10 protein-coding genes are annotated in these 13137 nt (G+C 26.4%); 1 reads left to right on the forward strand and 9 read right to left on the reverse strand.

What is annotated here, in order from left to right:
- Window positions 1–107: 107 nt before the first annotated feature.
- From CRIB_RS05605 to CRIB_RS05635, 7 genes are all read right to left on the reverse strand, one after another.
- Window positions 108–899 (reverse strand): 3D domain-containing protein, encoded by a 792-nt coding sequence (locus CRIB_RS05605; protein ID WP_180703543.1) that lies wholly within the window; start codon window positions 897–899, stop codon window positions 108–110.
- A 197-nt stretch (window positions 900–1096) separates the two neighbouring features.
- A complete protein-coding gene (locus CRIB_RS05610; RefSeq protein WP_243633584.1) occupies window positions 1097–2497 on the reverse strand; it encodes a cation:dicarboxylate symporter family transporter in 1401 nt (466 codons plus the stop codon).
- A gap of 145 nt (window positions 2498–2642) precedes the next feature.
- Window positions 2643–3071, reverse strand: coding sequence for a hypothetical protein (locus tag CRIB_RS05615; protein ID WP_180703544.1), 429 nt, complete (start codon window positions 3069–3071; stop codon window positions 2643–2645).
- A 101-nt stretch (window positions 3072–3172) separates the two neighbouring features.
- Entirely contained in the window at window positions 3173–4591 is a 1419-nt protein-coding gene (locus CRIB_RS05620) for a potassium/proton antiporter (protein ID WP_180703545.1), read from the reverse strand.
- A 324-nt stretch (window positions 4592–4915) separates the two neighbouring features.
- Window positions 4916–5884 (reverse strand): TIM barrel protein, encoded by a 969-nt coding sequence (locus CRIB_RS05625; RefSeq protein WP_180703546.1) that lies wholly within the window; start codon window positions 5882–5884, stop codon window positions 4916–4918.
- A 219-nt stretch (window positions 5885–6103) separates the two neighbouring features.
- Window positions 6104–6559 carry a thioredoxin-dependent thiol peroxidase gene (bcp, locus tag CRIB_RS05630; RefSeq protein WP_180703547.1) on the reverse strand — a complete coding sequence of 152 codons (456 nt, stop codon included), beginning with the start codon at window positions 6557–6559 and terminating at the stop codon, window positions 6104–6106.
- Window positions 6560–6694: 135 nt separating this feature from the next.
- A complete protein-coding gene (locus CRIB_RS05635) occupies window positions 6695–9871 on the reverse strand; it encodes a ligand-binding sensor domain-containing protein (RefSeq protein ID WP_180703548.1) in 3177 nt (1058 codons plus the stop codon).
- 430 nt (window positions 9872–10301) lie between these two features.
- Between CRIB_RS05635 and CRIB_RS05640 the strand changes: the two genes are divergently transcribed.
- Entirely contained in the window at window positions 10302–11078 is a 777-nt protein-coding gene (locus CRIB_RS05640) for a sulfite exporter TauE/SafE family protein (protein ID WP_180703549.1), read from the forward strand.
- Between the two features lie 74 nt (window positions 11079–11152).
- On the opposite strand, the gene CRIB_RS05645 is transcribed toward CRIB_RS05640, so the two are convergent.
- Together CRIB_RS05645 and CRIB_RS05650 are read right to left on the reverse strand one after the other, a co-directional pair.
- The gene (locus tag CRIB_RS05645) at window positions 11153–12445 is read right to left on the reverse strand and encodes a sensor histidine kinase (RefSeq protein ID WP_180703550.1); all 1293 of its coding nucleotides are present in this window, start codon (window positions 12443–12445) and stop codon (window positions 11153–11155) included.
- Window positions 12442–13131 carry a response regulator transcription factor gene (locus CRIB_RS05650; protein WP_180703551.1) on the reverse strand — a complete coding sequence of 230 codons (690 nt, stop codon included), beginning with the start codon at window positions 13129–13131 and terminating at the stop codon, window positions 12442–12444. The genes CRIB_RS05645 and CRIB_RS05650 overlap by 4 nt, the downstream gene beginning before the upstream one ends.
- Window positions 13132–13137 lie beyond the last annotated feature (6 nt).

Here is a 13137-nt window from a genome sequence, read left to right on the forward strand (position 1 = left end):
CCCCCCTTAAATTACTTATATTTTGATAATATATATTTATGTATATTTTATACTGTTTTAATATTTTAGTAAAGATTACTTATATAGTCAATAATTTGTATTTGCTTTTAATTTAATATGTATATATCTATTGTTTGCCTTCCCCAGCTATATGCCTCTTTCTTACTTCCCATAAATATATCTATTTTATTCCCTTTTATAGCTCCACCGCAGTCTTCTGCAGTAAATGTCATATTAAATTTTGGAATATATACTTTTGTACCATAGGGTATTACGTTTGGATCAACAGCTATTGTTCCCCATTTAGGTTTTGTTCCTGTTGAAGTTATTGTGCCCGTTGCATAAGCTGTTGCAACAACACTCATTTGCCTAGAGTTACTTCCCCTTGAAGCTACCGTAATCTCTTCTTTTGTTCCCTTTTTTATAACTTTATCAGTTGGATTCTTTATTACTTTTTCTGATACTAAATTTTTCTCAACCAATTTCCCATCTTCATAAATTAGTTCATATGTAATTTCTTTTTCTCCATCTTTTCCTTCCTGATCTACTTTAGTTTCTCCTTTTGATAAGCTATCATCTTCATTTATAGTTATCTCAAACGGTACTTTCTCATATTCTTTTTGCTCTTTTATATCAATCTTTACTATATTTATTTGCATATAGTCTTTTAATTCATCATTTATATCAGGTGTTATCTTGTCATAATCATCGTATTCTATGCCTTTTTCATCTAATAGAGATTTTATATTTTTCTTAAATGATGATGTTATTATTTCTTTACCATTTACCGTTATTTTGATTTGTTCTTTTTTTAGTATCTGGTATGAAAACAATGATATTATCATTATTAAAACAGAAGATAAAAATACAACTATTTTATGTTTCTCCTTAATTTTCATATATCCTCCTTAAAAATCATATTATTTTCAAATTTATCTATTCAATAGCTTGTTTTTAAATATATATTAATAAATTAATAAAATATGTAATAAATTTGTAATGTATATATATGATAAAGAGAATAATAACTTTGCAATAAAATAATAAATAAATAAAAAAGCTATCTAAATATAGATAGCTTTTTTATTTATTTATTTTACTTATTTTCTGAAACTGAAGCACCATTAAATACTTCTTTATCTAACTTTTTAAGAGACTTACCAACTGTTACAGCTGTAGTGGTTGCACCATTTACATTTAACATTGTACGTCCCATATCAAGTATTGGATCTATTGCAAGTATTCCACCAGCTAGTGGGAAGTATGATCCGATACCTACCCCTGATAAAACTACTGAAACTGCCATTGTAGCTGTTCCTGGAAGTCCTGCTATACCTAACGAACTTATAGTTATAACAACTAAAAGCATAGCGTAGAAGCTCGCGTTCATTTCAATGTTAGCCATATTAGCTATTGTTACTGCCATTAATGCAGGGTATATACCAGCACATCCATTCATACCCATATTAGCGCCTAAACTTGCAGTGAAACTTGCAACACCTTCTTCAACACCTTGTTTATCAGTTAAAGCCTCTATTGTAACAGGTAATGTACCTAAACTTGATCTAGATGTAAACGCAAGAAGTAATGGTTCTGCAGCATTTTTTATATAAGTTATTGGATTTAATCCATTTATTGCTATTATTACTAAATGTACGATAAACATTATAGCAACTGATATGTATAATGCTACTACAAACTGAACAACAGATATCATAGATGCTAATCCGCGAGCTGTTATAGTATTAGCTAGTAAAGCAACTACTGCATACGGCATAAACTTAATTACTGTCATAGCAACTGAGACTATTATTTTATAGAATGCTTCTACTAAATCTATAAATGGCTTTATAATATCTAAATACTTTTTGCTTAGTCTCTTTACTGCAAGTCCTAAGAAAGTAGCAAATATTATTATAGCAACTATATTTCCATCAGCCATAGATGCAACAGGATTTGATGGTAGTAATCCTCTTAAAGTATCAACTAAAGGAGTTATTTCTCTAAGTTCTGTATCGGCTGTAGCTACTACATCCGTTCCTACCCCTAGTTTCATAACATTACCTACTACTATACCAACTATTGCAGCAAGTGCAGTTGTCATAAGTAACATTCCTAATGATTTAAATGTTAATCTTCCTAAATCATCACCTTCACCCATGTTTATGATAACTCTTAATATTGATACAAATACCATTGGAACAACTAACATCTTTAATAGATCCATAAATCCTGAACCAAATAATCCATACCATTTAGTAACTTCTTGTAACCAAGTAACCCCTGCTGGATCTTCTGGAAGTCCTGCTACTAATTGTATGATAACCCCTAATATAAGTCCTATTATTGTTGCATATATTGTTCTTGTAGAAAATTTAACTTTCTTCTTTTCGAACTGCTTAACAATAAAGAATGTTCCTATAAGTACAGCTATAAAAATAATAGTTTTTATATCTGTAATCATAAGGAATTGTGGAAAAAATGAACTCTCTCCCATTATAATATTCCTCCATGTATATGAAATTTTTACGTCAATCTTCTGACAAAACTATGATATATTATTAACATATTAAAGTCAATATATATTATATATATATTAGGTATTTTAACTAAATTTTATATGTATAATACTCATTTTTACTTTATTTTTCACTATATATTTTTTTACTTCTACTTTCTTTTTTAATCTTCTTTTTGATTTTCTTTTTTCTTATAGGTCTAGATTTTCTAATTAATGTTGACTCCACCTCTTCAGATGTTTCATCTGTACCAATATCTATACTAGCACTTTGAGCAGCTTGACTTTTAGCTAATCTTCCCTTTTTTATAAGTAATAGCGCTAGGTCACCAGATATCATTCCAAGAAAAGTTATTAGTATCTCTAAGTCTTCTACACTTACTTCTTCTGCTATTGCATATGATATTGTTGATGATAGTAAAACAAAATCTGCATAACTAAATCTGTTTAAACCTGTATTTACATTTTGAGAGGTATTATTAGAAGCGCCAGTACTAGCACTTGTGCTAGCTGTACTTGAACTAGTTTGGCGATTGTTACTATTAATATTCATAATAATCCTCCCTTCTTATTATTTACATTAGTAAATTATATGCAAGGTATTACAATACTTTCATAAAAAATTCGCTTGAGTTGATATGTGGGCGAAGCATTTTAAAACGAAATATGATCTAAATTATCTCCTGTAATAACTAATACATCTCCATCTTCTATAATTGTAACACCTTTAGGTACTATAGTTTTTCCTCTTCGCTTTATCATAAGTATTAGAATATCCTCTGATATATCTGCATCTGCAATACTTTTATTTACCAACTTACTATCAGAAGTAATATTTACTTCTATTAATTGTCTGTCTATATCACTTGCATAGTCATTAAATGTTTTTAATACTAAAGTATTATTATCAACTAAATCAAGTTTTTTAGCAAATTTAGGAAGTAATGTTCCTTGAATTGATACTGAAAATAGTGCTACGAAAAAAACAATATGAAAAATATCATAGGTCATATTAACACCATAAGTCGTTGCATATATAGCAAAAACTATAGATGCAGCTCCTCTTAACCCAACCCAAGAAATGAATAACTTTTCTTTTATTGAGTATTTAAACGGATGCAATGTTATAAATGTAGCTACTGGTCTTGCAACAAGAATCATAAATATGGAAATAGATACTGATATACTTATTATGTTAATGAACTTTGATGGAAATGATAACAGACCCAACATAAAGAATAAAACTATTTGCATAATCCAAGAAATACAATCAAAGAATTGAAACAGGATTTTTTTATAAGGTAGTTGGTTGCTATTTCCAAGAATTATCCCAGACATATAAACACTTAAGTATCCATTACCACCTAAATATTCACTTAACGAATATGATAATATTGCAATCGCTAATATAAATATTGGATAAAATCCTTTTATTTCAAACTTTAAATTTTTTATAAAAAATATAGTGCACTTTGCTAGTAATATTCCAACTAACAATCCAAATACAACTTGTTTTATTACCATAGGAAATAAAGTAGATAGTCCGTTATTGTCCATAAGTAGTAATATTGATAATGTAGCCATATAAGCAACTGGGTCATTACTCCCACTTTCAACTTCAAGTAGCGGTGCAAGTGAACCTTTTAAATTTAGTTTCTGTGAACGTAGTATTGCAAATACTGATGCTGCATCTGTAGATGCTACTACTGCACCTATAAGTAATCCTTCTAATAATGTGATTTTTAGTACAATATGTGAAAAAAATCCGGTAAGAGTTGCAGTTATTATTACTCCTAAGGTTGACATAAGTATAGATGGAAGGGCTGATGGCTTTGCCATTGACCAATTAGTTCCAAATCCACCATAAAACATTATAATAACTAATGCGATTGAACTTATCTCTTTGGTTAATTCATAATCTGAAAAATATATCCCTACAATACCATCAGATCCAAATAGCATTCCTAATGCAATAAAAATAAGTAGTATTGGAACTCCAAATTTGTATAACACTTTACTTGATGTTATTGAAATTAGTAATACTAAACTAGATATAATCATTAATTCAATCATCAAGTATAACCCCTCCCTTACTTCTATTTATTAATAAGTAACATATTATTTCTTTAAAGTAAATTCTCTTTTCTTTTTCTAAGTTTTTAGCTGTACTCGCAACTATATGCTCATAAATAATAGGTACCATAAAACTAGTTATAGTTTATAATACCTATTACAATAAAAGTGTATGAACTTGACATTATTAATATATGCATAACGATATATTTTGATGATTCCTTATAATTGCTTTTAATTTAAATAATCATTCTATAAATCCCCCCTTAGGTAGCGAAACGCTACATAAGGGGGGATTATATAAAATCATAAGTATTTAATTTTTTATAAACCTAAAACTTTATCTTGTATTTTTATAAAATCACTAAGCTCCTCTAGTGATGTAGTTATAAATTCATAAACTAAAAATTTTGGATTTATCATTTCTATTAAATTCTTTATTTTATTATTTGTAAACGGTTTATGCTCATCTATATTTAGTATATGATAAATTATCTCATTATTTGCTTCACTATAATCAGCATCTAATTTTTTATACTTTTCTATTTGTTCTTTAACATATTTTCCAGAAAGTGACTTACTTAGATGTATTCCTTTTATATAATCTTTCATATCACCTAGATTATTTATAGTTTCTATTAAATAGTCTATTCCCTCTTCTTCATTATTTATATCTAAGTTTGTATTAAGCAAATGTCCTGTATCTAACATAATACCTTTATTCTCATATTCTATATTTTCAATAAAGTATCTCACTAACTCTGGATCTGTCATTTTTAGACCTGGCCACCATAAGTTTTCAAATAGTATCGTTATATTAGTATCTAAACCTTTAAATATTTCATTTACTATCTCAATAGTTGCATCTACTACTTCTTTATCTGTATATGTAAACTCATAGTTAAAACAGTCTTTTGTTCTTACATTTGATACATGAAATACTGCATATTCAGCATTTAATTTTTCTGCTAATTTTATTTCTTCTCTATATTTATCTATTATTACTTTTTTATCAAGTTTTCCATAGTAGTTTATTATATCTTCTTTACTACTAAATTCCTCAAATAACCCCTCTTCATCTCCATTCCAAAAATCTAACCATACAGGATAATGCATTAAATGTGCTCCTATTATTTTATCCTTTGGTATTAATTCTTCGTTGTATAATTGTAAACCAAATAACTCTATTGCATTTATATTATTATCTTCTAAGAATTTGTTTACATTTTTATAGTTATTATTGTATCTGTCCATATCATATTGATATGTAGATAAATTTATAGCTTTTATCATTTAAAATTTCTCCTACCCATTTATTTTTAATTTGCTAGACCTTGTAGCTTAACTTATATCAATACTGTATAGTATTTACCATATTATTTAAATCACATAATATTTAATTTCGATTTTTAATTTAATTAAATTTAATATATAATCCATTTATATAATTATACTAAATTTTATAGTATCTAGGCATAAAAAAGAGAATCAAAATATCTGATTCTCTTTATACTATCCTAAGTACTCTAATACTTCACCTACATTTTTATCAGTTTTAACTTTATCATATACTTTTTCTATCATTCCATTTTCATCTATTATATAAGTAGTTCTAACTACTCCCATACTTACCTTTCCATATAGCTTTTTTTCTTGCCATACATCATAAGCTTTTATAGCTTCAAGCTCTGGATCTGATAATAATATAAATGGTAAGTCATGCTTTTTGGCAAAGTTTGTATGAGATTTTATACTATCCTTGCTTATTCCTATAACTACTACATCTTTAGATTTAAATTCTTCGTAATTATCTCTAAATGAACATGCTTGTTTAGTACATCCTGGTGTATTATCTCTTGGATAAAAATATAATACTATTTTTTTATTTTTAAAATCTGATAAACTTACTAAATTTCCATCTTTATCTTGTAATTTAAATTCTGGTGCTTTTACTCCTGCGTCTAACATATTTTACTCCTTTGTTTGTTTTATATTACATATTATACCAAATATACTTATATTTAAACATTAGTATATATAGTTTATATTATATTAATATAAAAAATAACCTAGGTTAAAACTAGGTTATTTTTATAATTATTTTTATTCTTTATTTGGATCTACAGGTAATATTATAACAAAATTACTACCTTCTCCTACCTTACTTTCTACGTATATTTCACCTTTATGTAGCTCTACTATTTTGCTAGTTATACTAAGACCTAATCCACTTCCACTTTTTGATTCATCATTATCTACTTGATTAAATCTATCAAATATCGTTTTATGATATTTTTCTTCAATTCCAACTCCAGTATCTAATACACTAATCATAACTTTATCATCTAAATCCTTTATAGTTATAGTTATATTTCCACCTTCTGGTGTAAACTTAGCTGCATTACTTACTAGATTTACTATACATCTTTCTATTTCATAATCATCACATAATATAACCTTTTCTTCAACCTCAGGATCTATTATAAGTTCTATAGATTTAGATTTTATATAGTCAATTAAAGTTAAAGATGTTTCTTCAACTAAGTATATTATGTCTACTTCTTTTAAATTTAATGTATACATTCTGCTTTGTAACTTAGTGTTATCTAATATATTATTAACAAGGTTTAATAATCGATTACAATTTCTTTCAGAAATATCTATATAGTAAGCTAATTTATCTGCCTTAATAGCATCCTTTTTAGATAATTCTAGTAATAATTGATTAGTACTACTTATTACATTTAGAGGAGTTCTAAGCTCATGAGATAAATTAACTAAGTATTTATTCTTATTTTCTTCGATTTTTTTATTATTATATAACTCTTCATTTTTTATCATTTGTTCTTCAAGCTCTTTAGTTCTTGACTTTACTAATCTATCTAGGTATTTTAACTTATACTTATTATTTATTATAAATAATATAGCAATAACTAAATATATAAAGCAAGCAATTGGGCTCATCCAAAATGGATATTTAATAGAAAACTCTATTGTTTTACTATCACTTATATCTCCTCTACTGTCTACTGCTCTAACTTTAAAAGTATATTTTCCTGGCAATAAGTCATTATATATAACATAATTTTCTTTAGTTGTTGCTTTAGATGAATTTGATCCTATTAACTCATATTCATAACTTATATTTTTATTACTTGAATATACCGGAGTAAAGAACTTGATTTTAATATTTTCTGTATTGTTGTCAAACTTTAATCCATTTATATCTAAGTAATCTTTATCGTTAACTTTAAATCCATCAAATATTACTTTTGATTTATTATTAATACTATTTACATCCTCTGGATAAAATGCATTTAATCCATTTATCCCACCAAAGAATAATTCTCCACTTTTACTTTTAAATGCTGCATTTCCATTAAACTCATTCCCTTGAAGTCCATCTGTAACACTTAGGTTATTTACAGTGTTATTTTTAGTATCTATTTGGCTAATACCTTTATTGGTACTTACCCAAATATTATCATTATCATCTACTAATACTCCATATATAGTATTATTAGCTATACCATCACTTGTTGTATACCTTTTAAACACTTTTGTTTTAGGATCGTATTTATTTAAACCGTAACTTGTACCGATCCATATGTTTCCTTTTGAGTCTTCATTTATATATCTTATACGATTACTACTTATACTAGTTTTATCATTAGGTATATTTTTATAGTATTTAGTTTCTTTAGAGTTAGGTTCTATAATTCCAAGTCCACCATCTCTTAAAAATCCTATATAGTAACTTCCATCTTGTCCTTGATATACATATCTAACATATGAACCTTCATCTACATAATCAGTCATATCTATGATTTTATCATTTTCTATATCAAGTAAATTTAAACCATTTGTACTTCCTATCCATAGATAATTTTTATCACATACAAAAATATCTTTAACATTTTCTCCTATTAATCCATCTTCTAGATTATAGTTTTGTATTGTATTTTCTTTTTTATTAATTTTTAATACTCCAGCATCTGTAGCTACAAATATAAAATCTTTATACCCTGTAATGTCATTTATACTATTACTTTGTATTACATTGTTATTTTCCATGCTAATAGATTTAGATGTGTTATTTTCTCTATCAATTATATTGACACCTTTAGTTCTACTACCAACCCATAAATATCCTTCATCATCTTCATAGATTCCGTGAACCATATTTTCACTTAATAAGTATCCATCATCTAAACCTGCATTGTAGTATTTTATACTACTTTCTGTATCAAATATACTTATTCCAGAATATGTACCAACCCATAAAACGCCTTCTCTATCTTCTATAATAGACCTTACATCGTTATATACTAAGCTATTTTTATCATAAACTTTATTTTTATAAACATCAAAACTGTCATTTTTTTCATTGTATCTAGCAAGTCCATTTGTAGTACCTACCCATAAATTTCCTTTGCTATCTCTTATTATCGCTCCAACTTGATTTGCAGGAAGAGAATTTAAATCTTCTATATTATTTATGTATTGTTTTACTTCTTTAGTTTTTGTATCTATTTTTAATAAACCTGAACTATCAGACCCTGCCCATACAAATCCATTTTCATCATCACAAAATATATTGTAGATTTCACTTTCACTTGTATATGTTTCTAAAACTTTAAAATCTTTAGATAGCTTATTTAAACCTAATTCCGTACCTATCCATATATTCCCGTTAATATCTTCATCTATTGAATATATACAACTACTTAAGATTCCATCTTTCTCTTCTAATATAACATCAAATCTATCTTCTTTAGCATTGTATATGTTTAATCCTTCATATGTACCTACTAAAATATTGTTATCTTTTGTTACTATAATTTCTGTAGTACTATCCTCTTTTATTTTTCCGTTAAGTTCTGTGTAGTTTGATATTTTTTCTGTCTTTTTATTTATCTTATTTACTCCACTAACTGTATTTACCCAAATGTTACCGTATTTGTCTTCAGTTATATCTGTTATTCCATTATGACTTATACTATTTTGATATTCTTCATAGTTGTAAATTTTAAATTCATATCCATTATACCTATTTAAACCATCATTTGTCCCTAGCCATATATACCCTTCACTATCTTGGAATATAGCCTCTATAGTAGATTGACTTATACCTTGTTCTATATTTATGTTATTAAATATTAAGTTTTTGGATTGGGCATAAGATAATTTATTTATAGGTGTAAGTACAGTAATTCCAACTAATGTTGTTGTTATTAATTTTTTAAAATGCCTTTTTATAACCATATTTTTGCCTTTCATAATAATTCATAATTGAATATTCCCTATATATTTTGTTAGATTATCCATTATGTACCTTATCATTATACACCCTATTATTCTATAATATTCTACATCTTTTTACAAGTTTTTCCAGTTGATATTTATTGTATTATTTAACTTTTGAATTTTAAATACTATATTCCTTTATAATGAGATGATACTATTTTGAGATAATTGTGACTATAAATTATCTTTTAGTTAGATTTAGCTATATAATGTATTCTTTTAATAAACTAATTTAATCAGAAAAATAGACTCTAATTAAAAAATAATAAAGTTAATAAAATATTAAAATTTATTAAAAGTTTATATTATATGGTTAAATCAAATAGTTTCTAATGTATAATTAAATATATAAATTGAAAAAGAAATTAGTATTATAAGATAAACTAAAGGGGGAAAATAAACTATGTTATATCTTGTTTATATTTTAGCCGGAGCTGGTGCTGGTGTTGTAACTGGGCTTGCGGGTCTTTCTGCCGCAGTAGTTATCACACCTTTACTTGTCAGTGTATGTGAATGGCAAAGTTATGATGCTGTAACAGTAGCACTTGCAGCTGATGTTCTTGCTAGTTTACTTACTGCATACACTTATTATAAAAATAAGAATATTGATTTAAAAAATGGTATGCTTGTTGCAATTACAGCTTTTATAGGAACTATTATAGGTAGCTATTGTGGATACCTTTTTTCACAGTCTCAACCAGATGGACTAGGATATATTTCTATGATAACTACAATTGGACTTGGTATAAAGTTTTTAATAAAGCCTATTGAAGAAGGTCATGATGCTGAATCTGGATTAGAACACATAAGTAAGAAAAAAATCACACAAGCAATGTTATTTGGATGTGGTATAGGTTGGATTTGTGGATTTACTGGAAGTGGCGGAGGAATTTTAATGCTTACAGTATTTACATTGCATCTTGGTTATAATTTAAAAGTGGCTGTAGGTACAAGTACTATGATTATGACTTTGGTTGCTTTAACTGGTACTGTAAGTCATATTTCTATGGGAGCTACAGTTGAAATTTTACCAACTTTATTAGTTGTAATTTGTTGTGTTATTGGTGCTTATGTTAGTGCAAAGTTTGCAAATAAGTGTGAGATTAAAAAGTTAAATAAAGTTGTAGGTACATGTCTTGGAATTCTTGGTGTAATAACTATTTTATTAAAATTAATATAGTTTCCTTGTACATAAAAAATACCCTTAGGTAGCGATTCACTACCCAAGGGTATTTTAGTATTAAAATAATTAAATTAATTATTACGCTTTAAAACTATCATTATAGTAAGACCACCATAAGAATTATTTTTTGCATATATCTTTCCACCATGTCCTTTTACTATACTCTTACAAATTGACAACCCTAATCCTGCTACATTTCTACTTTTATCAGATGTATAAAGTGCTTCAAAAATTTTCTCTATCTTATCATCATCCACTCCACATCCATTATCTTCTATAGAAATCAAAATATTTTCTTGATTCTCCTTAAAGTTAATTTCAATTTTCTTGTAGTCTTTTTTCATATTTTTCATACTATTTCCAATAATATTTCCAAAAACTCTCCTCATTTTTGACATATCTATATTTAATATAAATTCATCACAATTAGATTTTATATCAAATTGTATACCTAATTGTGTTAATTCATCTCTATACTCTTCATCAATAATTTTTGATAATTCTTTTACTGATATAGGTTTCTTTTTTATACTACTTTCTAAATTAGATCCTAAATAAATATCAAACTCATCTATTAATTCTTTAATATTTTGAGATTTAGAATATATTATTTCCATGTATCTATTTTTTCTTTCTTGAGGCATATTTTTATTTTTAATCATCTCTGAATATCCCATAATAGATGTAAGCGGTGTTTTTATATCATGTGAAATAGAAGCAATTATTCTATTTTGATTTTTCTTTTCTTCATCTAGTTTTTCCGTAAGCTCTACAAAGTTATTTTTTAACCATCCTATTTCATCGCAACTGTTAGCTCTACTTGGATTTATTCCAAACTTATAATTTTCTATATCCTTTTGTAGATACATTATTGGCTTTACTATTTTATAATAAATAATAATTAGTATAAAATAGTAAATAAGTACTCCTATAATAACTTCAGCTACTACAATCTCTTTAATAAATGGAATTTTCCTAATCTTACTTATTTGAAGAGGTTTCTCGGCCTTTATCATATATACATTTTCTTTAATATTAATTAAATCTGTAGATATTACATTTAGTAATGATTTTTTATCCGTTTTATGTTCATATAATAAGGTATTATCTTCTTTTTCTATAGTGACATTAATACTTTCAATATTATCAATGTTATTTATCCAATCTTTGATATTATCTATACCTTGTAATCTTTTTATTTGTGATGATATATAATTAACATCATTATTTAAATCAATCTGTATAGTATTAAGTGTTTCTTCTATATTATCATATAAAACTAATTCATAATAACCAAATAAAAGTAACATATTTAAAGTAAAGCATATTAAAACTATAATACTAAGTTTTCTTTTTAACGTCATATACCTTCTCCTATAGGCTTTACAAGTTTGTACCCTACACCCCATATAGTTTTTATATATTTATTTTCCTTATCAATTTTATCTCTTAAGCTTTTTATATTTACTGCTACAGTACCTATATCACCAAAATCACTTCCCCATACAGAATTAAATATTTGTTCTCTAGATAATACTTGTCCTGCATTTTCACATAAGTATAAAAACAATTGAAATTCTCTAGTTGATAAATCTATTAATTCTTTATTAAGGTATACTTCATAGCTATCTTTATGTATTTCTATTTCACCAATTTTGATTATATTATTTCCTATACTATTTCTTCTTTTTTCTCTTCTTAAATGAGCCTTTACCCTTGCAACTAATTCATCTACTATAAAAGGTTTAGTTATATAATCATCTGCTCCTATTTCTAATCCTAATACAGTATCTAATGTCCTACTTTTTGCACTTACCAATATTATTGGACAACTTACTTTTTCTCTTATTTTTCTACACACTTCCAAGCCATCTACTTTAGGCATCATAATATCAAGTATAATCATTTCTAAATCTAAATTGTTAGATACTTTCTCTAGTGCAACCTCTCCGTCATAGGCCAATAAAGTTTCATAACCTTCATCATATAAACTATCACCTATAAGTGATGCTATTTCTTTATCATCATCAACAATTAATATTTTAGACATATCAAT

Origin of the sequence: Romboutsia ilealis (assembly GCF_900015215.1) — a bacterium.
Taxonomy (GTDB): Bacteria; Bacillota; Clostridia; order Peptostreptococcales; family Peptostreptococcaceae; genus Romboutsia; species Romboutsia ilealis.

Excerpts from the sequence above, each read along its gene's own strand:
- CRIB_RS05605 (WP_180703543.1), bottom strand. The coding sequence starts at position 899 with ATGAAAATTAAGGAGAAACATAAAATAGTTGTATTTTTATCTTCTGTT.
- CRIB_RS05610 (WP_243633584.1), bottom strand. The coding sequence starts at position 2,497 with ATGGGAGAGAGTTCATTTTTTCCACAATTCCTTATGATTACAGATATA.
- CRIB_RS05615 (WP_180703544.1), bottom strand. The coding sequence starts at position 3,071 with ATGAATATTAATAGTAACAATCGCCAAACTAGTTCAAGTACAGCTAGC.
- CRIB_RS05620 (WP_180703545.1), bottom strand. The coding sequence starts at position 4,591 with ATGATTGAATTAATGATTATATCTAGTTTAGTATTACTAATTTCAATA.
- CRIB_RS05625 (WP_180703546.1), bottom strand. The coding sequence starts at position 5,884 with ATGATAAAAGCTATAAATTTATCTACATATCAATATGATATGGACAGA.
- bcp (WP_180703547.1), bottom strand. The coding sequence starts at position 6,559 with ATGTTAGACGCAGGAGTAAAAGCACCAGAATTTAAATTACAAGATAAA.
- CRIB_RS05635 (WP_180703548.1), bottom strand. The coding sequence starts at position 9,871 with ATGAAAGGCAAAAATATGGTTATAAAAAGGCATTTTAAAAAATTAATA.
- CRIB_RS05640 (WP_180703549.1), top strand. The coding sequence starts at position 10,302 with ATGTTATATCTTGTTTATATTTTAGCCGGAGCTGGTGCTGGTGTTGTA.
- CRIB_RS05645 (WP_180703550.1), bottom strand. The coding sequence starts at position 12,445 with ATGACGTTAAAAAGAAAACTTAGTATTATAGTTTTAATATGCTTTACT.
- CRIB_RS05650 (WP_180703551.1), bottom strand. The coding sequence starts at position 13,131 with ATGTCTAAAATATTAATTGTTGATGATGATAAAGAAATAGCATCACTT.